The organism is Anabaena sp. EIM26 (assembly GCF_057568715.1).
The window spans coordinates 3,213,945-3,238,482 of record NZ_CM172472.1 but is presented as its reverse complement, the minus strand read 5'-3'; the positions used below and the strand labels follow the sequence as shown (position 1 = coordinate 3,238,482).

Here is a 24,538-nt window from a genome sequence, read left to right as displayed (position 1 = left end):
AAGTAGTTTACGTTTGATGAACTGTGCCTAATATAACTATTGATAAAATTCTTAACTTAGCTTTAAATGGGTATAATATATCACCATGCGATGGTGTTGTATTATTGAAACAAAAAGACCCAGAAGCGATCGCAGCTATTCGAGCTACTGCTGACCAACTTCGTCGCACTCAAGCTGGTGATACAGTCACTTATGTAATTAATCGCAACATTAATTTTACCAACATCTGTGAACAGCATTGTAGTTTTTGTGCTTTCCGGCGGGATGATGGTGATGCTGATGCTTATTGGTTAAGTTGGGCGCAGATTCTGGAAAAATCTACTGATGCGGTGCGTCGAGGAGCAACAGAAATTTGTATGCAAGGGGGATTACACCCACAAGCACAAATCAACGGGAAATCTTTACCTTACTACCTCAAACTAGTAGAAACCATCAAGCAGGAGTTTCCCCAGCTACATCTACACGCATTTTCTCCCCAAGAAGTCCAGTTTATCGCCAGATTAGATGGAATTTCTTATGCTGAGGTGATTACAGCTTTGCGTGATGCTGGTGTTGGTTCTATGCCAGGAACAGCCGCTGAGGTGTTGGATGATGAGGTACGCAGGGTACTATGTCCAGAAAAAATTGATACGGCTACGTGGCTAGAAATCGTCAGTACGGCGCATAAATTAGGTGTACCTACCACTAGCACCATGTTATCTGGGCATATTGAAACCCCAGAACAACAAATTGGACATTTAGAAAAATTGCGATCGCTCCAACAAAATGCGATCGCGCAAGAATACCCAGCCAGAATTACAGAATTTATTGTCTTACCATTTGTGGGACAAGAAGCCCCTAAATCCTTACGTCGTCGTGTGGGACGAGATCAACCAGTTTTAAAGGATGCATTATTACTAACTGCTGTAGCGAGAATTTATTTAGGAAATTGCATCCCTAACCATCAACCGAGTTGGGTAAAATTAGGGCTAGATGGAGCGATAGAAGCATTAACTTGGGGTTGCAATGATATCGGTGGCACATTGATGGAAGAACATATCACCACCATGGCCGGGGCTATAGGTGGAACTTGTATGGAAGTTGAAACCTTACAAAAAGCGATCGCTTCGCTAACCGCAGGCAACGCTTCCCTAAAAAGATCTTACCAAGAACGGAATACTTTATATCAGAAAATTGGTAATGGGTAATAGGTAATAGGTAATAGGTAATTGGGAAAACTCTTCCCCTGCCCCCTACCTCACAGGTGTAGGTTTTTTACATTGTCGAGAGAGCAAGACTTGGGGGACAAGGCTGACAAGGTGAAAAGGGTGGAAAACTTGACAAACTCTGCATGATTAGCAACAAGAATAGCCCGTCAACAGACCATTATCCGTATAAAATCTTCCTTGTCTACGTTCCCTCCTTGTCTTCACAGTCTTACCTTCACAGACAATATTAAAAACCTACCCTTGTGAACTACTCCCTGCTCCCTTTCTTCTCACTCTATCTCCAGGATACCAATCCGAGATAGGATGGACGTTAATTTACGTATTGTTTTGATTAATGCATATGAAGCGTTATTGGTCGCGTCTACTTGCTCTAGTTTTGGTTCTAAGCATCGGCTTAATGGGATGTTCTGGTACTCCTGATGGATTGACTGGGGATTATCGTCAAGATACCTTGACTCTAGTTAATACAATGAGACAGGCTCTAGATGTATCACAAGAATCCCCAAATAAAGCAGAACTTCAAGCAGCCACACGTCAACAAATTAATGACTTTTCTGCTCGCTACCAACGAGCTAATTCTTCTGTTTCAGCCCTTAGCTCCTTTACAACCATGCGAACAGCCCTCAACGCTTTAGCTGGACACTACAGTTCTTATCCAAATCGTCCCGTCCCTGAAAAGCTCAAAACTCGTCTAGAGAAGGAGTTAAACCTTGTAGAAATAGCGCTAAAGCGTGGTAGTTAAGGATCACCTATTTGATTGTCAAGAGCTAAAAATTCAAAGTTCCAAATTTTGACTTTGCATTTTTTACTCTTGGCTACTTCATAACAAATTTAGTTAAACATAGGGTTGAAACTGTAAATATTCAAGATAGAGAATACTTCAAGTCATGAAAATAAAGGCTTTTTGTCAAATTTGATGATTTTGATAAAATCTTACTTCTCTCTATTCTTCATTTCATAAGCATTCTGACTTCTGACTCCTGACTCCGAACTCCGAACTCCGAACTCCTGACTCCGAACTCCGAACTCCGAACTCCTGACTCCTGACTCCGAACTCCGAACTCCGAACTCCTAACTCCTAACTCCTAACTCCTGACTCCTGACTCCGAACTCCGAACTCCGAACTCCGAACTCCTAAATTCTTACTTGAAAATGTATTTTTATCAATAATTTTGGCAACAAAAATAAGAATTTATAAGTCTATAAAAATTAGCTTTTATCTCAATTACAAGAAAAAGATTTGAAAAATATGGCTCTTAATTCATTATTTAGAGTCGATAATTGTTTCGTCAATTCAATGTTCTATATGTCTGAAAGTCCCTTGAAATTTACAAAACCAATATTATTTTGTCGAAGTCTTTTCACTCTCCTTTTTAGCAGTAGTTTATTAATTCCCAGCGTGGGGATTCAACCAGCAAGGGCGCAAATAAGCCAATATTGTCAGTTATCTGCCAAAGCAATCCAAGAAAAAGAAAACCTCAGGCTGTCAGCACTTAGAGGCAAAAAAGATCATCAAAAACGCTATCAAAAACTTGTCAAACAACACGCACAAGAATTACAAAATTGCCGCACACGTAATTGGCCTCAAACTCAAGCTATTTGGTTGCGTTTGTATCCCTGTGACACTCAGCCGGGAGCAATTGATCAGATTATGGATCGAATTGTCAGCCGTGGCTATAACCAAGTTTATTTAGAAGCATTTTATGACGGACAGGTGTTATTGCCAGCAGCAGCAAATCCGACAGTTTGGCCAGCGGTAATTCGGACGGTTGGTGCAGAAAGAATTGATTTGCTAGAAGCAGCGATTAAAAAAGGGCAAGAGCGTGGTTTGAAGGTATATGCTTGGATGTTTACCATGAATTTTGGCTATACATACAGCCAGATTCCTAGTAGACAAGATGCGATCGCTCGCAATGGTAAAGGCCAAAACAGTATAGAGGTTGTAGATAACCGTTCTCAAATATTCATTGACCCCTACAACACCCAAGCAAAAACCGATTATTACCGCATGGTACAAGAAATCCTGCGTCGTCGGCCAGATGGGCTTTTATTTGACTATGTGCGCTATCCTCGACAAGCAGGAAGCGATTCTATAGCCACTAAAGTTTCCGATTTATGGTTATTTACTCCAGCAATTCAAGAAGCTTTATTTCGTCGCGCTAAAAATGCTAAAGGATTGGAATTAATTCGTCGCTTTTTAAGTAGGGGATACATCACCGCAGGAGATATAGGTCAAGTCGATAAACTTTATCCTCAAGAAGGTGAACCGCTTTGGGAAGGACGCAATATTCCACCAGCGCAAAAGTCTCTATTAACCGCAACCGAAAGACAAAAAATTCTGCAATTGGAGTTGTGGCAATTGAGTGTAGCCCATGCTATGCAAGGAATAATAGATTTTGTAGCTTTAGCTAGTTACCCAGCACAGCAGCAAGGCATTCCCGCTGGGGCAGTGTTTTTCTCCGATGGTAATCAAGCTGTAGGACAAGGTTATGATTCCCGTTTACAACCTTGGGATCGTTTTCCTAGTTCTTTAGAATGGCATCCTATGGCTTATGCAACCTGTGGAGATAATAATGCTAGTTGTATTGCAGCACAGGTAGAACGGGTTTTAAGTGCAGCACAACCAGGCACAAATGTGATTCCAGCTTTAGCTGGTAAATGGGGAGAATCAATTAGTAATCGTCCATCCTTAGAAGCGCAAATGCAAGCACTACGCCAATTTTCGCCTCAACTGAAGGGAGTGAGTCATTTTGCTTATTCTTGGCAATATCCTGAACATGATGGCGATCGCAAATTCTGCCGCAATCAATAAACTACCAATCACCTAATTGCGTACCCAAAAAGTAACGCACATGATCAACAAATGTCGGGCCGGATTTTCTGTTTCCATGTCCTAAACCCGGAACTACATAACAATCACCATCTGGGAAACATCGAGCGCAAGCTTGAGCATTCTTAACATTTACAATCGGGTCATTAGCACCTACTAAAAATCTCACCCGTCGAGGTGATTTCACTTGCTCAATATAAGTCATCGGGTTGCAGATTTGAGCATATTTATCAGGGTATTTCAAATCTTTCGCTAATTTGAGCATCTGCACCACAGGTTTTAATCGTGGTTGCACTTTTGCCAAAATATTTTCTGCTAATGTTCCTAAACCAGAAGCAGCTAAATCTGGCAAAATCGAATAACCCCAACTACTAGCAAAAGTTTGCAGATTCGCATGACCAATTGTACCTAATAACCTTTCCCCAATTCCATGAGCAGTAAAAGCATAGGAACTAAATAAAACTCCCATACTCACCCCAAACAAACCCAAACGGCTATTAAGTCCATATCTTTCACAGCAAAATTGATGGATGCTGGTAATATCTACCGCTGTCTGTTGAAATATTTTTGATAAAAGTTCTGTATTAAATGGGATACCTCTGTCAACTAAAGGCTTAATTTCGTTTTCCACCACCGCAGTAGATGTCCGCACCAAACTACGTTCACCTGCAAAGGGCGTATCAAATAAAGCCACGGCTATGCCCATTTGTGTCAGCGTCGGGACAATAAAATTATTCCAGCTATATGGCGCACACATCCCCTGTAAGCCAATTATTAAGGGTGTATCCTGTACAGGCCGATGGCTAGGAAGAAAAACTGCCACGGGAAAACCACTTAATGTGTTATCAATATCCGCTACAGCAGTGTAAGAGTGTGGTTCATGAAACCAGTATCTTTCCCCATTCACACCTTCAAAATTAATCGCATCAGCACCGTAAATAGGCATATTTAGCTATTTAATAACATAAATAATGTATTTTATACTAATGATATGCGTTAATCACCCTGAAAGAGCTAGTATTGTAGGACTTACCTAAGTGTCACACCATAAGTAATTGAAATCACGTTATACAACCTTTTTCTTAGCACGTTTATGTTTATACATTAGTTCATCAGCCATAGTAATCAAATGACTTAGAGGAACTGGTTCATTAGGGTTATAATCAACCACCCCTATACTCATTGACACAACAAACGGCTTATCACCGGACTGATTATACTTATCAATAGAAGATTGTAGTCGCTGAATCATTACCTCAACATTGAGGTCGTGACTTTGGAAAAGTACCACAAATTCATCACCCCCTAATCTACCCAAAGTATCGGAAGTACGAAAAGTTTGGTTGATTAAATTTGCAGATGCCAATATAGCAAAATCACCAAATTCGTGTCCCAATTGATCATTGATTTGTTTGAGTCCATCTAAATCAATGAACATTAAACAAGTAGGAATTTGAGTTCGTTGGGCTAATTTTAATTGTTGTTCTGCTAATACAAAAAATCCTCGACGGTTGTATAATCCTGTTAACTCATCAGTTAGAGATAGATGCAGCACTTCAGCTTGAGCAGCTTTTCGTTCTTCAATTTCTTGTTCTAGAGCAAGAGTACGTTCTTTTACTCGCTGTTCTAATTGTGAATAGACTTCTACATTCTCAATCGCTATGGATGTAATATCTGCCAATGCCTGCAACACTTTGACTTCTTCTAAAGTAGGCTGATGGAAAGTTGCCCAATAAGTCCCAATAGCTCCTATTGGTTCTTGAGTGCGGATTGGAACCATAACCATACTCTTGATAAATGTAGGTTGATAGGCAATATAAGGAACACGCTCATCAACACTCACATCTTCAATAATTGCGGCTTGATGGTTCAACATTGCCCAACCACCAATACAAATATTCATAGGAAATCGCTGACCTTTCCAGAGTGGTGCGATCGCATCCTCATCAGCATAGTAACAAAAACCATTGTCTCTAAGTACAAAACTGGCTCCATCGGATGCCGTTAATTCTCGTGCAGCTACCCGCACAATTTCCATGATCCTGTCTAAAGTCCGGGCAAGAGAAAGGTCTTGAACTACTAATAATAAACGTTCCATTGCCTGTAAGTATTGCCTAGTCGCATTACTTTCTGTATCAAACAGTATTGGACCAGACAATGGTGAAAAAACATTGGTTTTTTTCATGTACACCTCGTTTATGTTGTCCCAAAAGCCTGTAAAACCTATTATCGTCGATTCATCTCATGTCCAATTTGTATAGTGCATAAGTCCTAGACACATTAACAAACAGCTTTTATTGCTACTAGCTCATCTAATACCTATTAGGCTAGTTTAAAGTAAATTTTTTAAAATGGTATAAAAACTATGTAATCTTTATGTAGTTTTTGTTGCTATCATAAAAGTTATCTCAAAGATACGATTAATTAATACGCTCTAGTGCTGTTGCATATTTAGTTATGCCTAGATTCTATAACTACGCAATTGTATTACTTTGTTTCCATCCAGTTGTCACCTGCACGCACATCAACAACTAAAGGCACACTTAAAGAAACAGCATTTTCCATCAGCGATTTAATTTGTGGTTGCAATTCTTCCCACTCTTGTGGAGGAACTTCAAACACTAATTCATCGTGAACTTGTAACAACAACCGTGCTTGATATTGTTTTAAAACTTTATGTAATTGCGCCATTGCAATTTTGATAATATCAGCACTAGAACCTTGAATTGGTGCATTAGCAGCAGAGCGCAATAACCCCGCATCATAAGCACCTAAATTCTTTAACTTACTCAAATCAATATCTTCTATATTCCTATTTTTCAACTCACGTAAACTATTACTAGTAAAATCAAAATAACGCCGTCTACCCAAAATAGTTTCTACATAACCTTGAGAAATAGCTTGTTTTTTGACTTCCTCCAAATATGCAAACACCTTAGGATATCTTTCATTAAATCGCTTAATAAACTCATTAGCAACATTCTTATCTACACCTGTTGAACGTGCAAATTTGAGAGAACCCATTCCATAAATTACACCAAAATTAATTGTTTTAGCAAAACGCCGTTCTTCTGATGTTATTTCTTCTTTTTCAAAAACTAATTTTGCAGTGACAGTGTGAATATCTTCATTTTGTTGATATGCTGTTACTAAAATTTCTTCTTGACTCAAATGAGCCAAAATTCTTAACTCAATTTGTGAATAATCCGCAGCTACCATTAACCAACCTGATTCAGGTAAAAACGCCTTGCGAATTTGACGACTAAAAGCAGTACGAATAGGGATATTTTGCAAATTTGGATTAGAAGAAGATAACCTACCCGTTGAAGTTGCAGCTTGATTAAAATCTGTATGTAAGCGTTGACTCTTGGGATGAACTAATACTGGTAAAGCATCCACATAGGTAGATTTTAATTTTGATAAAGTCCGATATTCCTGAATCGCATCCACAAAACCAGTTTCATCAACTTCTTGGAGTTTTTCTAAAGTCGCTGCGTCTGTAGAATAACCTGTTTGAATTTTGCGGGAATATTTGGTACTTAATCCCAATTTTTCAAATAAAATGTAGCTCATTTGTTTGGGAGAACCTAAATTAAATTTTTCTCCTGCAATTTCAGTTGCTGTTATTTCTAATTTTGCTAATTCTGTTTCCAACTGCTGAGAAAGTTCTTTGAGATAATCTGAATTAATTCTCACTCCTGTATATTCCATTTCTGCTAAAACTTCTTCTAGCGGTTGTTCTACTTCTTGCAATAGTTTATCTAAAGCCGGAGTTTTTTCTAGTTCTTCCCGCAATTTTGGTACTAAACCAAATGTTGCATAAACATCCATTCCGCAATAATCAGCAACAGACGGAATATCTATATCAGCAATGGTTTTGCCTTTAGGAACTAAATCTAAATAACTTGTTGCTCTTAATCCTAAATATCGTTGTGATAAGTCAGTTAAATTATGGCTACTATCTGGATTTATCAAATAACTAGCCAGCATGGTATCAAACACCACTCCTGCCAAATTAATTCCCTGACACCGCAGAATTAAACGGTCAAATTTAGCATTTTGTAAAGATTTAGGATAATCAGCACTTTCCAAAATTGGACGTAATGCAGCTAAGACCAAATCTTGATTTAAATTATTACCAATTTTATGATTTAAAGGAATATAAGCCACTGCATCAGGTTCTGCTCCCCAACAACAACCAATTCCCACTAAATCTGCGTCTCTTGGTTCTAATGCGGTGGTTTCTGTATCCCAAGCAACTGGTATTTCTGGATTAGTGAATGTTTTTAATAGTTTGACTAATTCGATTAATTTAGCTTCTGTATTAATGATTTGTGGTTGAATTGGCGAAGCAGATTGTTTTTTAGCCTCTGCTGTTTCCGCAGCACTGAAGAAAGACAAATCATCATCTTCATTATTAATTGCTTCGGATGTCTTTTTTTCTACAACTTTTCCACCAAATTTAAGTTGCAGTTCGTTGATTTTATCTAAAAAGTTATTAAATTCTAATTTCTCTAAAATAGGGGTAATGATGCTGCTATCAAATCCTGTTAATTTACAATCTTCTAAGTCAACTTCTATGGGGACATCAACAACTATTTGCGCTAAAAATCGTGATTTTTCTGCATTCTCTTTTCCCTCAATTAATTTTTGTTTAATTGTACCTTGAAATTGTTCTATTTCTGCATAAACATTATCAAGAGAGTTATAGTTATTTAGCAGTTTTACCGCAGTTTTTTCGCCAATTCCTTTGACTCCAGGAATGTTATCTGATGGATCACCACAAAGTGCTTTGTAATCAACAATTTGTGTGGGTAATATTCCTAATTTTTCTTTAACTTGTTCTGCTCTAAATTCAGTGATGCTATTTGCAGAACGTTTTAATGCATCTGGACTAAAATTTAAAACTGTAATCCCTTTGTCAGCATCAATTAGTTGAAATAAATCCTTATCACCCGAAAGAATTTGCACCCGATATCCAGCCGCAGCAGCTTTTTGTGCTAAAGTTCCCAAAACGTCATCTGCTTCGTAACCGGGGGCAGTTAAAACTGGTAAATTTAAGCTATTTAGCAATTCTTTTAGGTTTGCTAAGTCAGGAATAAAGTCTTCTGGTGTTTCTGCACGTCCGGCTTTATAAGTATCATCAGCTTCATGACGGAAAGTTGGTAAACTTAAGTCAAAAGCTACGGCCATTGCTTGTGGCTGTTGTGTTGTCATTACTTCCAGCAAGCATTTAAGAAAGCCAAAACAAATGCTGGTAGGAATTCCCGCTTTTGTGCGTAGTCCTCCATTTTTACCTTTAGCAAAAGCGAAGTAGGAACGATAAGCTAGTGAATGTCCATCTACGAGGATGATGGTGGGACTGGTTGTAGTTGGGGAATCTGAAATCAACTGATTAACCGAATGTTGGGACATACCTATTTTAACTAGTGCGATCGCCTGTTAATCTCTAACTGGAAGTTCAATGCTGGGGAATTTATGCATAAAGCATCTACTACTGATTTATCATCAACTAGCAATCTAGCTCAAGTTGGAAAAGATATTAAACTACTGGTATTAGATATAGATGGTACGATCGCAGGTCACGATAACCAGGTGAGTGAAACTGTCAAGGATGCGATCGCCAAAGTACAAGCAAAAGGTATTCATGTAGCCATAGCCACTGGTAGGATGTACTGTTCAGCTTTGCGGTTTCATCAAGACATTAAATCTACTTTACCGCTTGTAGCCTATCAAGGAGCTTGGATTCAAGACCCAAAGAATCAAAAAATTCATCGTCATTTAGCTGTTCCTAGAGAAATTACCCAGCAATTACTAGACTACTTTGAACAGCCGCAATTACGTTCTTTACTCTCCGTCCATTTTTACATCAATGACCAACTCTATGTGCGGGAAATAACTACAGAAACTGAACTTTATTCAGAACGTTGTGGTGTAACCCCTATTCCCGTTGGTGATTTGCGTCAAGTTTTGAGTGATGAACCTACCAAGGTTTTAGCTTTGTGTGACGACGCAAATTTAATTCAAGAACTTTTGGGTAATTTACGTCTTCAATACACACCCGCAGAACTCTATATGACAACATCCGTGGCTACTTTCTTAGAAGCAGCTAATCCATTTGTGAATAAAGGAACTGCTGTCCGTTACCTCGCAGAAGAACTGCTGGGACTAGAAAGAGATAATGTGATGACTATTGGGGATAACTTTAATGATGTAGAAATGCTGGAATATGCAGGTATTGGTGTGGCTATGGGTAGCGCTCCCGATCCAGTGCAAGCGATCGCTAATTGGGTAGCACCAAGCGTAGAGAATCATGGAAGTGCGATCGCTATAGAAAAGTTTTTGCTTTCCTAGCAAAATTCGCTCAATAACTACTCATAGACATCAGAAAGGACACCGACGACTGGCCGTGTTTCGTCTCGGTGTCCTTGCTGGTTCGCTCCTCACACACCTGATAATATAGCGGACAAGAAGCATTACGTCAATAGCTCTAAAATTTATTCGGTAAAAAAGGCAAAATCATAACTCTAGAGGTGCAAAAACCCTCAATTTTGTTTCTAACACAGACTTTAAAACCAACTGAGTAGCTATCAACAATCCCAGTCTAGCTTGGGCTAACTCCAAGGAATTAATTTTCACATCACCCCAAATCCGACAATTACACCAGAAGCGCTCAAAAGCTTGGCTCAATTTTAGTGCTGCTTTTTCCCAGTTAACAGAACTTTGAGAATCAGGGAATACCAAATCGTCTACTAATTTTACCAAGTTATGAATCAGACGAACCTCATCTGGTTGATGAAGACATAGTTTTTGATCAGAATTTAACCAGGGTATAGCCTGTGCAGACAAGACACACCCAACATCAACCCGATTATCTACAAGTTGAATCAATCCCTCTCGGTGAGCTAATCGTAATAACGAACAACACCGTGCATGAGCATATTGAATTGTAAAAAAGTTATTTTTATTTTCCAGAAGGGAGGAGGTATTTTCACCCTTGCTCCCTGCTCCCTGCTCCCTTTCCTCTTCCCAGTCCCCAGTCGTTAGACTATGTAACCAAGCAGCTAAAGCAGGATAAGTGAGTTCTATATGAATTAAACCAGGGGGGACTATTTTAACGCTAAAAATTTTACTGCAATTTGCCGATAGATAACTAGCAAGTTGCTTGGCAATAAGCATCGCTTTTGAATTGTCAGATAGAGAAAGTTTTATAGCTACGCTAGAAATATATAAAAATTTTTCACTATCTCCACCTTGATATAGAGGAATTTTTCCCTTTCCTATGCCTAGAATTTCCTCATCCTTAGTATAAACACTTAGAAATTTCACTAAATGGATATATACTAAATGTTTAATTGAGGTATACTTCTTAAAAAGTAGCCAATGATGCACGTAGTTGTTTGGGGAACTTTTTCGATTATCACCATTTTATCCTGTTCCATCCACCTTTAGATAGAAGTTTAGTCTAGGTAAAGAAAAATGAGAATAGGATAAAATTTGATGAATAATTGATGAATGATTAGTAAACTTTACTACCCTCATTGTACAGTAAGAAGTATAACAAAAGAGTAGAGAGTAAATTGACTTTCTACACTTTGGATAGCTGACGCTGTTAGGCGTTAAGCCTACCCTGTTAACACAAAGACACTCCTTGCACCTTTTTATTTAGTCTTTGTCTTCAGCCGAACGCTCTTTGTTACCTATGCAATCTCAATCCTCCTTTTCCGAGGCATCACGGCCTTTCTTAACTTGGCAACGAATTCTTGATTGGGCTCAAGAACACTACCGCTGCCGCACTTTCAGCAAAGATGAGCGCATTCCAGCCAGACCCGGATTGCTATATTTAGTCCAGAGAGGTGCGATCCGAATGGTAGGAACCGCCCAAGTTAGTGCCACTGCCAGTCAGCTAACATCACGACGCATCAATAGAACTCCAGAAGAAGCTTTTTTGGGTTTTGTGGGAGCAGGGCAACCTTTTGAAATTGTTGCTCAGTCACCATTCACACTCCAGTCTTACGCCCACGTTGACCAAACTGCGGTGCTATGGATGTACTGGCATGATTTAGATAACTGGCCTCATTTCCGTCGTGAAGTTATGGATGCCTTTAGGTATCAACACCAGCGTAAGCTTTTGTGGCTAAGTGCCTTGGGACAAAGGCGCACAATTGACCGGCTTCTAGGATTTCTCACCTTGTTAATTGAGGAATATGGAGAACCGGCAATGAGTGAAACCGATCCCGATGTCATTCGCGGTTATTGCCTACCTTTCCCACTCACCCATGCTCAAATTGGCAGTGCTATTGGTTCAACGCGCGTCACTGTCACCCGCTTAATGGGTAAATTGCGTCAACGCGGACTAATCCTCACTCAAGGGGATAATTTGATTTGCCTACCAGCAGAGTCGATTAACAGAACCAACTAAGGCGCACTTAGAAGCCACTTTGGAAGCGTGTAAGTTTGGTATTTGCCATTGTTGAAGCCATCAACAGCAGGAGTCAGCGGATTTTAACAAACCCAGTTTGGGTAATTAGTTCCTGTCCCTGCTCTGTTAGCAGTAAGTTAGCATAAGCAACACCTGCTTGCTCCTCAGTTTGACCAATCTGTTTGACCACCACAAACAGATTTCGGGTAATCGGGTATTTTCCTGATTGAAAAGCCTTGATGTTCAATTGATTCCGTTTATCAGGACACTCATTAGGGAGAACAAATGGTTCTTGATAGGGAGCAATATATTGCCCTGGCATTCGCCCCAAAGGCAAGGGTTTAATGGAACATTGAGGAACAACCTCTGGGGCAGAAGCGTAATAGATGCCACCAGGACTATCAGCCACCTTTTTTAAGGCTTGGGTGGTCGTAGAGATAAACTCTACTTGGGGACTGAAAGCTTGACCACCCAAAATGTCTTGGACAAAAAGTTCAACTGTACCACCATCACTGATACGACGAGAATACGGCTTGATTGACAAATTGGGACCACCGACCTGGTTCCAATTATTGATCTTGCCTGTGTAGATAGATTTAAGTTGATCTATAGTCAATCCTGGGATATTCAGATTAGGGTTCACGGCTACAGCTAACCCATCAATAGCTACAGGAATTTGACTGAGTTTGAACCCACGCTGCTGGGCGCGATTTAACTCTTGGTCTAAAATCGGTCGTGAGGACTGAGCAAAAGTTAGTTGACCATCAATTAATGACTGTATGCCTGTACCAGAGCCAGCAGTCGCATTACTGGGTTGTACATAACGTAGCCGGAACTCTGGCCTTGCTGCTTGAAGTGCTGGATCTATTGCCAGTCGAATTGGGGCCCAAGAAGTACTACCACCGTAGTTGAATAATCCTGTAGGGACATTTTGGACATTAGCAAATGTTGTACCTTGAGAGTTTTTTGATGTATTCTGGGTTTGATTTTGATTACTAGAGCTAGAATTGCTTGACTGAGAGCTAATAATTTGATCTAGGTCAACATTTGACTTTCTGGTAAACCACCAAAAACCGCCACCTATGAGCGATATTGTCGTTAACAGAGATAAGGCGAGAATAAGCGTTTCATTTTTTTGAGTCATGCAAAGTCCGATGTATTTAAAGTATTAATTTATTTTTCAAATATTCTCATAAAACTTTATTCAGATTGGATTTACCAATCTGAATTCTATCTAGAACATAGGTTTTAATTTTTACCCCAAGTATTTGTGAATACAAATTCCTGTTGGGGTTTGCGTTGTCGCGGCGCAAATTCACGCTGTTGGTATTGTTCAGATAGCGCTTGGGGATCGCCTGGATAACCAATTGCGATCGCACTTACTGCCTCATATCCCTCTGGAATGCTATATAAATCTTGCGCTTTAGATGCATCAAATCCTGCCATCTGGTGAGCAAACAAGCCGAAGGAAGTTGCTTGAATAACAAGACTGCAAACTGCTCCTCCTAGATCATAAAAAGCATGACGATTCGGTTGTCCATTCTTTTCAAAATTAAGTTTGGCTACCGAGATCATGAGAACAGGAGCATTCTTTGCCCATACTTGATTTGGTTCTACTAGACAACTCAGCAGCTTGCTAAATTCTTCTGGATTTTCCTGAGTGGCAATAATAAAATACCAAGGTTGCTCATTATAGGAAGAAGCAGACCAACGCACCGCTTCTAATAAACTGCAAAGTGTTTCTGCTTCTATCTGTTTGTCTGCAAAGGCTAAGGGACTCCAGCGTTGTTGCAGCAACTGATGAATTGGATATTGGGGATTAGCTAGTTTTTCCATGATTTTTTCTCTTGAACAACAGTTTGGTAATTTAATTCCCAGTAACTTACAGCAGTTTGCGTAGTTAGGAGGTACAAAATCTAAATTGCAACCTATACACAAAGGCAGTTTTACTTCTGACTCCTGACTCCTGACTTCTTCTGTATGTGTCAAAGTATCAAGCCCCAACACATAACTTAATTACAAATTATGAATTATAAATTACGAATTATTTTAAATTGTCTCGTATCGGCTCAAAATCATACCCAGTGCGGGAACGATTACCGGGAACAATTTTCACAAGTTGGACTGGAGCATTGCGATCGCCTGATTGTAAAAAGCGAATTGACCCAGAAGCACCTGTAGTAGAAAAATCTGACGAAAGTAAAGCTTGTTGAATTCCAGACCGGGTAGGATTAATTTCTAGCGCCGCAATAAAGGCTTTTGTGGCATCATATGCGAGGGCAGTACGCCAACTCACATCACCACCCCATAACTGCCGGGATTTTTGGGGAAAATCTGATTTAGAATCACCGTCAATATGCCAAGGAACAGCCACTACCATTCCTGTTGCTTGTTCTCTACCAACTTCTAAAGTTTTTACAGTATAAACATCATCACCTCCCATAACAGTCAGGCGTTTTTGATTCACCTGAACTACTTGCAGTGCTTTGTCTAAAGTGTCGGTATTAGTTGCTAACATTAACACTTCTACCTCTTCCTGAATTGCCTGTTCTACACTTTTAGCTGCACTAAAATTCCCTTCAAATAAATCAACCTCCCTGAATATTTGTCCACCTTCCAATGCTAGAGAGGAAACAAATTCAGATTTTAAAGATTGACTATAGTTACTTTGGGAATTAAAGAAAACGACTGCCTTTTTTTTCTGTAATTTTTTTACCATGTAATTCGCTAGGTTTCTAGCAGCCATAAAATCACTAGGAACAGTGCGAAAAACATAGCGACTAAAGTTAGAAATTTTTACTGAAGTACTAGTAGGAGAAATGGCGACAAGTTCTCCAGAATTATAAACAGTACCTGCGGCTAAAGTTGTATCGCTGGTATTGGGGCCAATTACACCTAATACATCAGAATTTTTGACTAACGTGGCGGCAATTTGTTTGGATATTTCGGGATTATCTTCATCGTTGGCGATTCCTATTTTTAAAGGTACACCTTTAATACCTCCAGCAGTATTAATTTCACTTTGAGCTTGAGCCATACCCCGTAAAATCTCTAATGCGGCATTGGTGTTATTACCCATAGGTAAAGATGTAACTATAGTATAGTTTTTGCCGTTGCCAATGCGGGCATTATTCAGATATATCAATGCTTCTGGGTCATTACGATTGTTTTTTAGCGAGGCTGTGAAATCTGCAATTGCTTTTTCATAGTTTTGATTAGCTATTGCTTGTATCCCATCTTTTTTGGCTGGAGAAATATTGCCAATAGTTAAACTTTTTTCTCCAAAGCTAATTCGTTCATTTATTGGTTGGTTGTTATTTGTTTGATTAGGAGTATTGGCATTTTCAAATTTCACTCCAGCTTTATTGACAAAAAACCAAATACCACCACCCAGTATGCCAATTGTTAACAGCAGAGATATAACTAAAACTTTGGTTTCATTTTTTTGGGACATAAAGTATGTTTTTAAAGTATTGAAGATAATAATTTATAAATTAGTCTAAATATGGTTGTCATAGCAATGCTTACTAAGGCAGCAGCAACCGCTAAAATAACTACTTGTTGAAGGACAATACCTCCCCGTAAATAAGGGAAGAAAAATATAATTGCCAAACTGATTCCCGCAATAATTAACAAGTCATATTTTTCTAGCCAGCGTTTAGTTTGGCTAAAAATGATGATACCCAAAACCACAAAAGCAATTGCCAAAGTGATGATTGGATTTTTGACTAAACTCAAAAGTGTGATCGCTATTAATGCCCCTTCAAAACCGCTAAAAGCCGCTCCTGCCAATAATTCCCAGGTAGCAAAGGCTGGTTGAACTGGTACTGTTTGTTGTGGTGGCTGTGGTATTAACGGGGGTGGTTGTATTTGTGGTGGTGCTGTTGGAGGAACCGAGGGAGGAGAAAGGGCTTCTAGGACTTCCTGGGCTGACTGAAAGCGTTGACTAGCAGCAGGTAGCAGCATTTTGTCTAAAATATCAGCAAGTCTGGGGTTGACTTTGATTTGAGAACGCCATTTCCATTGGTTGCTGTAGGCATCAAAAAGTTTATTTGCTTCTTGACCAGTCATTAAAGTGATGAGGGTAACAGCTAAAGCATATAAATCTGTAGATGGAAATACTTGACTTCCTGACATTTGTTCTGGTGGTGCAAACCCCATAGAATAAATTCCTGTGGAACCAGCAGCACCAGAAGGAGCATTTGCGACTAACTTAACTGCACCAAAATCTAGTAAAAATAGTGTGCCATCTCGACGACGCATGATATTAGAGGGTTTAATGTCTCTGTGGATAATGCCTCTATCGTGGATAAATGTCAGGACTGGGAGAATTTCTCTGAGTATTTCTAGTACTTGGACTTGGGAAAAATTGCCATTTTGAGCTAATTCTTCTTCTAAGTTTTGCCCATCAATATATTCTTGGACTAAATAAAAAAACTGGTCTTGAGTTCCTGGTTGTAAACCCTGAACTACGACGGGAAAGAAAGCAAATAAGTCAGGAATTTGTTTATGTTCATTACCTATTTGTGCTAAAACTTCTGCTTCTCTTTCAAATAAATTTTGTGCTAATTGTAGTTGATCTGATGTTAAGTTGCCTGCCGGCTGGAATTGTTTGACTACACATAAACGCATTCCTGGAATCCGGCGATCGCTTGCTAAAAAGGCGGCTCCAAAACCTCCTCTGCCGAGTAAACTCGTAGGAACATAGCGACCATCTAACAACAGCGGCATTCCGCAACTAGTACAGTATTTTTGTTGTGTAGTTTTTAGCGTTGTTAGATTATCTAAATCGGCAAAATAATTTTTTGGGCGCGGGCAGCGTGGACGAGTGCAGTAAACTTCCATGTTAGTTTTTAGTCATTGACCATTAGTCATTAGTCACTAGTCATTAGCTACAGCAATGGACAGGGTGATTAGGATATCAATAAATGACAGGGTTTTATCGAACAGAATTCAGGAGTCAGGAGTCAGGAGTCAGAATTCAGTTGGGTATTCTGTGCGAGTGGCAGATGAATAACCGGGTTTAAGACCCCCACCAAATCTACCATTTGGTGGTCTACCCTTCGGGAACGCCAAGGGCGAATAATCAGTCGCAGGTCTGTAGCTGGGGAAGCAGGGTATCTTCGACTGATAGCGCAGCGTTAGCGAGGAACGAGCGTCTTGATTCTGACTCCTGGCTACTGACTCCTGACTCCTTCTTCAACTCTGAATTCTGACTCCTGCTATATTTACTTTTGACTACTGACTATTGACCTTTGACAAAATGTTTATTCTGCGTCAGATGAATTGGGCATTAGTGTATCTAATGTAGCTACCGCTAAATCCTTGTGTGATAATTTTAACGTATCTCCATCCCATCCAGGAGTAGCAAATTGGGGTAAGATTTCCTGACTAAAGGCTTCTGCGGCTTTAGAACGATAGCGATTAGGATTAACAATCAACCACAGAGTGCGTTTGACAATAACGCCTTCAATAGGAACACGATGCAGCACACCCATTTGTAATTCTTTAGCGATCGCAGCAGTAGAGACAAAAGCTGCACCCAATCCAGATTGCACAGCGTTTTTAATAGCTTCAATGGAATTTAGTTCCATTTCAAATTTAAAACGTCTAGTATCAATTTCACAGCGTGCTAATACCTGATCAATGACTTTGCGGATAGTAGATTGGGAGTCTAGAGCAATGAATTGTAGTTTATATAGGTCTTCTTTTTGAATGGTTTCGAGTTTGGCAAAGGGATGGGATGTTGGTAAAATCAGCGCCAGTTCATCTTCAGCGTAAGGAACGATTTCCAAAGATTCTGCCAGTTCTCCGGGAATCTCGCCACCGATGATCGCTAAATCAACTTGTCCATTTGCCACACTCCAAGCCGTGCGACGGGTAGAGTGGACGTGTAATTGTACCGCCACATCTGGATATTTTTGTCGAAACATTCCAATCATGCGCGGTAAAAGATAAGTGCCGGTAGTTTGAGAAGCTCCGACAATTAAAGTACCACCTTGGAGATTTTGTAAATCCTCAATAGCGCGACAAGTTTCTTGACACAGACTGAGGATTTTTTCACCGTAGCTCAGGAGTAGATGCCCTGCTTCGGTTAATTGGGCGCGTCGTCCTCCCCGATCAAATAAGGGGACATCCAGTTGGCGTTCCAGGTTTTGGACTTGCAAACTGACTGCTGGTTGGGAGACGTAAAGACTGTCAGCGGCGCGTTTGAAGCTCCCTTCTGCCGCGATCGCTTTGAGAATGCGTAACTGATCTAAAGTGAAAGGAAGGTCAGACATAAGGCTCAACCCACAAACTTTGAAAGGAGCGGATTTGGCAATAAATCAAATTTTACAGCTATAAGCCGAGTATAATTTATTGCATCTTCGAGGTAGAAGCTTTACTTGAACAAGACATTACCACAACATCCTGAATAAAGTTCTCTTTTAAACACTAAGTGGTATTAGTTGTATTGCATTTTCAACTTCGAGGCTTGACACCAAGAAGACGTTACCACAACATCTTGACTAAAGTCTCCTTGTGCATACTTTGTGGTATTGGTGGTACTGAATTTAGTTTTCTTTAAGATTACTTCACTTGTGTCTATGATGCCGAATCCTTGGTTCACCTCCAGTTATTTTGTCATGCTGGGGCTACAATTAGCATTTGCGATCGCTCACAGCGGAGGCGCAGCCCTTCGTCCTTGGGCAGAAAAATACATCGGACCAAGACTTTATCGCATTTTATTTGCATTAGTTAGCTTACCCTTAGCAGGAATATTAATTGTTTACTTTTTTAACCACCGTTATGATGGCTTGCAACTGTGGCAAGTGCAAGGTATACCGGGAGTAAAAGTAGTAGTTTGGGTGCTATCAGCGATTTCGTTTTTGTTTTTATACCCTGCCACCTTCAATTTACTAGAAATTGCGGCTATTCAAAAGCCAGAAGTTCGTCTCTACGAGACAGGAATTATGCGGATTACTCGCCATCCGCAAATGGTAGGACAAGTGATTTGGTGCGTTGCCCATACCCTCTGGTTAGGGACTACTTTTACCCTAGTCACATCACTGGGTTTAGTGCTACATCACCTCTTTGGGGTTTGGCATGGAGATCGTCGTTTGCGCGATCGCTATGGAGAAGCATTTGAAGTAGTTAAACAGCGAACTTCAATTATTCCCTTTCAAGCAATTTTTGATGGTCGTCAATCTCTCAAATGGGAAGAATTTCTGCGTCCTGCTTACTTGGGAGTTGCCATTTTTGTCGCTTTGTTTTGGTGGTCACACCCCTTGTTAGTCGTAGCAACTAGTAGGATAGCGTGGTAGTTTTTAGTGATCCCCAAGATCACAATAAATACTAATTTAATAAAAATGCCCGGTTATCAAATACCACCAAATCAATGTAGGATAAATTCAAATAGCTTTCAGTGGGGTTTTCCTCCGTTAGTTTGAGATTTTATATTTGGTAGTTGCTGGTCAAGTTACTTTCCTGGGGAGGAAACGGCAATCAGGAGTTAAACATCAACAAAAGCCAGCGCGACATTCACGGTGGCTTTTTTGTCAGCACAACCATAAAAGCGATGAATTATTACATATCCATACTGTAATTATAAGCGCTAATATTCCTAAAGACTGACTTGCCAATCCCTGCTAATGCTAGTTACTTTGATATAAAAACCCTATAAATCAAGAGGCGTCATGGTGTTGTCGGTCAGTGAGCGGACATTTACTCAAGAAGTTTTAGAATCTCCAATTCCTGTGTTAGTTAATTTTGAGGCTCCTTGGTGTGGCTTGTGTCGCATCATCCACCCTTTGTTGCTACAATTTCAAGCTCAATGCGGCGACGAAATTAAACTTGTGGGAGTTAACGCCGACCAGAATTTCAAGCTATCTACCACTTATAGACTTAAGTCACTACCAACTTTACTGTTGATTGAAAAAGGTATAGTCCGACAGCGCTTAGAAGGTTTTCGCAGTAGAGACGATTTACGTCTGGCCTTAGAAGAAATAAAACTAAGCTACATTACTAACCATAAAATATACAGTATCCCCAAAACAGCGGACTTAGAATGCCGCACAGTTTGATGGGAGGCAGAAGCAGCAGGTTGGCAAAGATGATTTTCTCAATCACCAATTACCCAGTAAAAAGTCCCCAAATCTAAAACCATGCTTAACACCCCACCAAGAGCTTCATAGGTGGGGTATTTTATCCTCTAGGGTGTGTGTCACAATTATTAACAGTTCCGACCTGGACAGTTGCCTGCAAAGGAAGCTTCCGCAGCACTATCCTAACTTAGTCAAGAATTATAAAAGTAGGCGTCAGTGATGGAAGTAATCTATCAGTATGCCTGGCTGATTCCAGTATTACCTCTTTTAGGAGCAATGCTGGTCGGTCTAGGGTTAATCTCGTTAAATCAGGTGACAAATCGCCTGCGGCAGCTTAACGCTGTGGTAATCATCTCCCTGATGGGAGCAGCTATGGGGCTATCGCTGGCCTTGCTGTGGAGTCAAATTCAAGGACATGAGCCTTATCTCCGTACCTTGGAATGGGCCGCAGCAGGTAATTTTCACCTGACAATGGGCTACACTATTGACCACCTGACAGCCTTAATGCTGGTGATTGTGACAACAGTAGCCTTCTTAGTCATGATTTACACTGATGGCTACATGGCGCATGACCCAGGTTACGTGCGGTTTTATGCCTATCTCAGCTTGTTTGGTTCCTCAATGTTGGGTCTGGTGGTCAGCCCCAACCTGGTACAAGTTTATATTTTCTGGGAATTGGTAGGGATGTGTTCCTACCTCCTAGTCGGCTTTTGGTACGATCGCAAGGCAGCAGCAGATGCTTGTCAAAAGGCATTTGTCACGAACCGGGTAGGTGACTTCGGTCTATTACTTGGCATTTTAGGGCTGTTCTGGGCGACAGGAAGCTTTGATTTCATGATTATGGGCGATCGCTTATCTGAACTAGTCGAAACCGGTTCTGTGAGCAATTTCCTCGCCATCGTGTTAGCAATTCTTGTCTTCCTCGGCCCAGTTGCTAAATCTGCTCAATTTCCCCTCCACGTCTGGCTACCAGATGCAATGGAAGGCCCCACCCCCATTTCTGCCCTCATCCACGCGGCAACAATGGTGGCAGCAGGTGTGTTCCTGATTGCCCGGATGTACCCGGTATTTGAAAACGTTCCCGCAGCTATGAACGTGATTGCCTTCACTGGGGCATTTACCGCGTTTTTAGGTGCGACTATCGCTATTACCCAAAACGACATCAAAAAGGGACTGGCTTATTCCACCATTTCCCAACTCGGTTACATGGTCATGGCGATGGGAGTAGGCGCTTACTCTGCTGGATTATTTCACCTGATGACCCACGCCTATTTCAAGGCGATGCTATTCTTGGGTTCAGGTTCGGTAATTCACGGCATGGAAGGCGTTGTTGGTCATGATGCCGTATTGGCGCAGGATATGCGCTTAATGGGCGGACTGCGGAAGTATATGCCTGCAACTGGAATCACTTTCTTAATTGGTTGCTTGGCAATTTCCGGGATTCCTCCCTTTGCTGGTTTTTGGTCAAAAGATGAAATTCTCGGTGCGGCTTTTGCTGCTAACCCTCTGTTGTGGTTGATTGGTTGGCTAACTGCCGGCATTACCGCTTTTTATATGTTCAGAATGTATTTCTCGACATTTGAAGGGCAATTCCGGGGTAATGACGAAAAAATCAAAACCCAACTCAAAAATGCTGCGGCTGCGGCTGCTGAAAAATTAGGTGTAGCAGCAGAATTAGCCCCTAACTTTGGCCCAGGGGCAATGAAAAAAGGAGAATTGGCTGCACATGACTCCCATGACTCCCACGGACACCACAGCACCTCTCCCCATGAGTCCCCTTGGACAATGACTTTACCGTTGTTGGTGTTGGCAATTCCTTCCATGTTGATTGGTTTGGTGGGTACTCCCTACGCCAATTATTTTGAGCAGTTCATCTATTCTCCTAACGAAAGTTTGGCGGAAGTGATGGAAAAAGCGGCTGAATTTGACCCCCATGAATTTTATGTGATGGCGGGTAGTTCAATTGCTATTTCTGTAGTGGGTATTACTTTGGCGGTGCTGATGTATTTAGCCCGGAAAATTGACCCCGCTGCGATCGCATCTAAAATCAAGCCTCTTTACGAACTATCCTTGAACAAATGGTACTTTGATGACATTTATCATCGTGTTTTTGTTCTCGGTTTACGTCGTGTTGCTAGACAAGTGATGGAAGTTGACTTCCGCGTTGTTGATGGTGCTGTTAACCTGACAGGCTTCTTTACTCTTGTCAGTGGAGAAGGGTTGAAATACCTAGAAAATGGTCGGGTTCAATTCTATGCCTTGATTGTATTTGGGGCTGTTTTGGGCTTGGTAATTGTTTTTGGTGTTACCTGATTTTTATAGGGGTGGGCGTTTGTCCGCCCCTAGATTATTTTTTTGCACATTAAACTAACCTGAGTTCGACATAAGATAATTTGTGGAAAACTCACCCCTAGTAGGAGTCTCAAACCCTTATTCTCTCGCTCTTAAAAATCATAACTCCGTTCGGCGAAGCCGTGCCGTAGGCATAGGAGAAACTCCTAACACCGAACTCAGGTCTTATCAAATGGTAATTTAGCATAATAAGTACCGTAGAGCCTTAATTGTTTACATTTTTAGTTATTTAGTTTGGAAATTCCCATAGTTTTAGGTAATACAAACATTCATGATTTTCTACAAAGTTGAATTCATCCAACGGCGTGTACCAAAATGTTGACAAGCTGTTGCTGCAATTTGACTGGCCAGTGCTAATGCTTCTGTAAAACTTGTTTGCAAAATATAATGGCAGAAAGCACCGTGAAATATATCTCCTGCTCCTAGTGTATCAACGGGCTGTATTTGTGGTACATTGATCACACCATTATTATAACCGCTTAAGTATTGAATAGGTTTTTCCCCTTGAGTAATGGCGATGTGAGGAATGTTAAATTTCTGAAAATATGTAAAAACATCTTCTTGATTTTGGCAATTTGGGGGGTAAAAATTCGCAGAACAAATAGCATAGTCAACAAAAGGTAAAATTTCTTCAAAGCCTGGTTTCCAGCTACCTCCATCAATCACAACTGGGATATTTTGAATTTTAGCAGTTTGGGCAATAATTTGACTAACTGCCATTTGATGCCCATCTATAAGTACAATATCAATATTTTCTAATATATTTGCTGGTATAGAGGTGCTATTTGCTTGAGTTTTGACCGCATTAATGGAAATTACCGCCCTTTCACCAGTATTTTGGGTGATAATAATTGAAGAAACTGGTGGTGATGTACTTTTATTAGAGTCTAAGTCGAGAATTGCAACTTGGTGATTGATCAAATCTGTTTGAATTAGCTGTATCATGGGGTGAGAACCCATCACACTTAAGAGTTTAGCTTGATTACCTAAATAGCTGAAAGTGACAGCCGCATTTGTTGCCGGGCCACCTGCTGCCACTGTATAGTCAATAGCAACTAGCTTTTGATTATTTTGTGGAGATGAGTCTGCAAGGTAAATTAAATCTAGGGTAATTAAACCTACAAATAGGGCAGAATTGGTCATTGGTAATTGGCAATTTTATTAATTATTAAGTAGATGATAGGAGAATCTATGAATTTAACCACCCATGATTATGATTTTTATGCTTGGACACAAGAACAAGCACATTTGCTGCGAACTGGACAATTTAATCAAATTGATTTTCATCATATTGCTGAAGAGATTGAAGATATGGGACGTTCTGAAAAACGGGAATTAGAAAGTCGATTAGAGGTATTACTTATGCACTTACTCAAATGGCAATTTCAACGTAATTTGCGTTCTCGAAGTTGGCAATTAACCATAAAAGAGCAACGCTTACGCTTAGAAAAACTCCTCGCAGAAAACCCAAGTCTTAAATCATTTTTAGCCGATTTTCTGGATAAAGCTTATCAACTTGCTACTATTAGCACTGAACGAGAAACTGGATTGTCTTTATTTCCTGATAGTTATCCTTACAGCTTAACAGAAATTTTTACACTTGAATTTTTACCCACTGATATATAATAAACATTATAAAAGT

19 protein-coding genes are annotated in these 24,538 nt (G+C 40.2%); 9 read left to right on the top strand and 10 right to left on the bottom strand.

The window, feature by feature from the left end:
* Positions 1-23 precede the first annotated feature (23 nt).
* The 3 genes from cofH (at position 24) to AC012T_RS14065 (ending at position 4,020) form a co-directional block, all read left to right on the top strand.
* The gene (gene cofH, locus AC012T_RS14075; protein WP_487059221.1) at positions 24-1,187 is read left to right on the top strand and encodes a 7,8-didemethyl-8-hydroxy-5-deazariboflavin synthase subunit CofH; all 1,164 of its coding nucleotides are present in this window, start codon (positions 24-26) and stop codon (positions 1,185-1,187) included.
* Positions 1,188-1,548: 361 nt separating this feature from the next.
* Positions 1,549-1,950 (top strand): photosystem II protein Psb27, encoded by a 402-nt coding sequence (gene psb27 / locus AC012T_RS14070; protein ID WP_487059219.1) that lies wholly within the window; start codon positions 1,549-1,551, stop codon positions 1,948-1,950.
* Between the two features lie 564 nt (positions 1,951-2,514).
* The gene (locus AC012T_RS14065) at positions 2,515-4,020 is read left to right on the top strand and encodes a family 10 glycosylhydrolase (RefSeq protein ID WP_487059217.1); all 1,506 of its coding nucleotides are present in this window, start codon (positions 2,515-2,517) and stop codon (positions 4,018-4,020) included.
* Between the two features lies 1 nt (position 4,021).
* On the opposite strand, the gene AC012T_RS14060 is transcribed toward AC012T_RS14065, so the two are convergent.
* The 3 genes from AC012T_RS14060 to polA all read right to left on the bottom strand — a co-directional run bounded on the left by AC012T_RS14060 (position 4,022) and on the right by polA (position 9,453).
* Positions 4,022-4,984 carry an alpha/beta hydrolase family protein gene (locus tag AC012T_RS14060; RefSeq protein WP_487059215.1) on the bottom strand — a complete coding sequence of 321 codons (963 nt, stop codon included), beginning with the start codon at positions 4,982-4,984 and terminating at the stop codon, positions 4,022-4,024.
* 120 nt (positions 4,985-5,104) lie between these two features.
* Positions 5,105-6,223: a sensor domain-containing diguanylate cyclase gene (locus AC012T_RS14055; RefSeq protein ID WP_487059213.1), complete on the bottom strand. Its 1,119-nt coding sequence runs from the start codon at positions 6,221-6,223 to the stop codon at positions 5,105-5,107.
* A gap of 302 nt (positions 6,224-6,525) precedes the next feature.
* On the bottom strand, positions 6,526-9,453 hold the full coding sequence (polA, locus tag AC012T_RS14050) for a DNA polymerase I (protein ID WP_487059211.1): 2,928 nt from the start codon (positions 9,451-9,453) through the stop codon (positions 6,526-6,528).
* Positions 9,454-9,516: 63 nt separating this feature from the next.
* Between polA and AC012T_RS14045 the strand changes: the two genes are divergently transcribed.
* Positions 9,517-10,392, top strand: coding sequence for a Cof-type HAD-IIB family hydrolase (locus AC012T_RS14045; protein WP_487059209.1), 876 nt, complete (start codon positions 9,517-9,519; stop codon positions 10,390-10,392).
* A gap of 165 nt (positions 10,393-10,557) precedes the next feature.
* On the opposite strand, the gene AC012T_RS14040 is transcribed toward AC012T_RS14045, so the two are convergent.
* Positions 10,558-11,430, bottom strand: coding sequence for a DALR anticodon-binding domain-containing protein (locus AC012T_RS14040; RefSeq protein ID WP_487059207.1), 873 nt, complete (start codon positions 11,428-11,430; stop codon positions 10,558-10,560).
* A 310-nt stretch (positions 11,431-11,740) separates the two neighbouring features.
* Here AC012T_RS14040 and AC012T_RS14035 point away from each other — a divergent pair, with 310 nt between their 5' ends.
* Entirely contained in the window at positions 11,741-12,460 is a 720-nt protein-coding gene (locus tag AC012T_RS14035) for a Crp/Fnr family transcriptional regulator (protein ID WP_013189801.1), read from the top strand.
* A gap of 73 nt (positions 12,461-12,533) precedes the next feature.
* Here the strand turns inward: AC012T_RS14035 and AC012T_RS14030 are convergent, their stop codons facing one another.
* The 5 genes from AC012T_RS14030 to AC012T_RS14010 all read right to left on the bottom strand — a co-directional run bounded on the left by AC012T_RS14030 (position 12,534) and on the right by AC012T_RS14010 (position 18,741).
* The gene (locus AC012T_RS14030) at positions 12,534-13,604 is read right to left on the bottom strand and encodes a PstS family phosphate ABC transporter substrate-binding protein (protein WP_487059204.1); all 1,071 of its coding nucleotides are present in this window, start codon (positions 13,602-13,604) and stop codon (positions 12,534-12,536) included.
* A gap of 104 nt (positions 13,605-13,708) precedes the next feature.
* The gene (locus AC012T_RS14025; RefSeq protein WP_487059203.1) at positions 13,709-14,449 is read right to left on the bottom strand and encodes a nitroreductase family protein; all 741 of its coding nucleotides are present in this window, start codon (positions 14,447-14,449) and stop codon (positions 13,709-13,711) included.
* Positions 14,450-14,504: 55 nt separating this feature from the next.
* Positions 14,505-15,914: an ABC transporter substrate-binding protein gene (locus AC012T_RS14020; RefSeq protein ID WP_487059201.1), complete on the bottom strand. Its 1,410-nt coding sequence runs from the start codon at positions 15,912-15,914 to the stop codon at positions 14,505-14,507.
* Positions 15,915-15,925: 11 nt separating this feature from the next.
* The gene (locus tag AC012T_RS14015) at positions 15,926-17,305 is read right to left on the bottom strand and encodes a protein kinase domain-containing protein (RefSeq protein WP_487059200.1); all 1,380 of its coding nucleotides are present in this window, start codon (positions 17,303-17,305) and stop codon (positions 15,926-15,928) included.
* 422 nt (positions 17,306-17,727) lie between these two features.
* Positions 17,728-18,741, bottom strand: coding sequence for a LysR substrate-binding domain-containing protein (locus tag AC012T_RS14010; RefSeq protein WP_487059198.1), 1,014 nt, complete (start codon positions 18,739-18,741; stop codon positions 17,728-17,730).
* A gap of 306 nt (positions 18,742-19,047) precedes the next feature.
* On the opposite strand from AC012T_RS14010, the gene AC012T_RS14005 reads away from it, so the two are divergent.
* From AC012T_RS14005 to AC012T_RS13995, 3 genes are all read left to right on the top strand, one after another.
* Positions 19,048-19,764 (top strand): NnrU family protein, encoded by a 717-nt coding sequence (locus AC012T_RS14005; protein ID WP_487059196.1) that lies wholly within the window; start codon positions 19,048-19,050, stop codon positions 19,762-19,764.
* A gap of 372 nt (positions 19,765-20,136) precedes the next feature.
* Entirely contained in the window at positions 20,137-20,523 is a 387-nt protein-coding gene (locus tag AC012T_RS14000) for a thioredoxin family protein (RefSeq protein WP_487059194.1), read from the top strand.
* Positions 20,524-20,763: 240 nt separating this feature from the next.
* The gene (locus tag AC012T_RS13995; protein WP_487059192.1) at positions 20,764-22,857 is read left to right on the top strand and encodes an NAD(P)H-quinone oxidoreductase subunit 5; all 2,094 of its coding nucleotides are present in this window, start codon (positions 20,764-20,766) and stop codon (positions 22,855-22,857) included.
* Positions 22,858-23,175: 318 nt separating this feature from the next.
* Here the strand turns inward: AC012T_RS13995 and AC012T_RS13990 are convergent, their stop codons facing one another.
* Positions 23,176-24,039: a sugar kinase gene (locus tag AC012T_RS13990; RefSeq protein WP_487059191.1), complete on the bottom strand. Its 864-nt coding sequence runs from the start codon at positions 24,037-24,039 to the stop codon at positions 23,176-23,178.
* A gap of 48 nt (positions 24,040-24,087) precedes the next feature.
* Between AC012T_RS13990 and AC012T_RS13985 the strand changes: the two genes are divergently transcribed.
* A complete protein-coding gene (locus tag AC012T_RS13985; RefSeq protein WP_487059190.1) occupies positions 24,088-24,522 on the top strand; it encodes a DUF29 domain-containing protein in 435 nt (144 codons plus the stop codon).
* The last annotated feature ends 16 nt before the right edge of the window (positions 24,523-24,538 follow it).

Excerpts from the sequence above, each read along its gene's own strand:
- AC012T_RS14065 (WP_487059217.1), top strand. The coding sequence starts at position 2,515 with ATGTCTGAAAGTCCCTTGAAATTTACAAAACCAATATTATTTTGTCGA.
- AC012T_RS13990 (WP_487059191.1), bottom strand. The coding sequence starts at position 24,039 with ATGACCAATTCTGCCCTATTTGTAGGTTTAATTACCCTAGATTTAATT.
- AC012T_RS14060 (WP_487059215.1), bottom strand. The coding sequence starts at position 4,984 with ATGCCTATTTACGGTGCTGATGCGATTAATTTTGAAGGTGTGAATGGG.
- AC012T_RS14030 (WP_487059204.1), bottom strand. The coding sequence starts at position 13,604 with ATGACTCAAAAAAATGAAACGCTTATTCTCGCCTTATCTCTGTTAACG.
- AC012T_RS13985 (WP_487059190.1), top strand. The coding sequence starts at position 24,088 with ATGAATTTAACCACCCATGATTATGATTTTTATGCTTGGACACAAGAA.
- AC012T_RS14020 (WP_487059201.1), bottom strand. The coding sequence starts at position 15,914 with ATGTCCCAAAAAAATGAAACCAAAGTTTTAGTTATATCTCTGCTGTTA.
- polA (WP_487059211.1), bottom strand. The coding sequence starts at position 9,453 with ATGTCCCAACATTCGGTTAATCAGTTGATTTCAGATTCCCCAACTACA.
- AC012T_RS14035 (WP_013189801.1), top strand. The coding sequence starts at position 11,741 with ATGCAATCTCAATCCTCCTTTTCCGAGGCATCACGGCCTTTCTTAACT.
- AC012T_RS14010 (WP_487059198.1), bottom strand. The coding sequence starts at position 18,741 with ATGTCTGACCTTCCTTTCACTTTAGATCAGTTACGCATTCTCAAAGCG.
- AC012T_RS14005 (WP_487059196.1), top strand. The coding sequence starts at position 19,048 with ATGATGCCGAATCCTTGGTTCACCTCCAGTTATTTTGTCATGCTGGGG.
- psb27 (WP_487059219.1), top strand. The coding sequence starts at position 1,549 with ATGAAGCGTTATTGGTCGCGTCTACTTGCTCTAGTTTTGGTTCTAAGC.
- AC012T_RS14045 (WP_487059209.1), top strand. The coding sequence starts at position 9,517 with ATGCATAAAGCATCTACTACTGATTTATCATCAACTAGCAATCTAGCT.
- AC012T_RS14000 (WP_487059194.1), top strand. The coding sequence starts at position 20,137 with ATGGTGTTGTCGGTCAGTGAGCGGACATTTACTCAAGAAGTTTTAGAA.
- AC012T_RS14015 (WP_487059200.1), bottom strand. The coding sequence starts at position 17,305 with ATGGAAGTTTACTGCACTCGTCCACGCTGCCCGCGCCCAAAAAATTAT.
- AC012T_RS13995 (WP_487059192.1), top strand. The coding sequence starts at position 20,764 with ATGGAAGTAATCTATCAGTATGCCTGGCTGATTCCAGTATTACCTCTT.
- AC012T_RS14055 (WP_487059213.1), bottom strand. The coding sequence starts at position 6,223 with ATGAAAAAAACCAATGTTTTTTCACCATTGTCTGGTCCAATACTGTTT.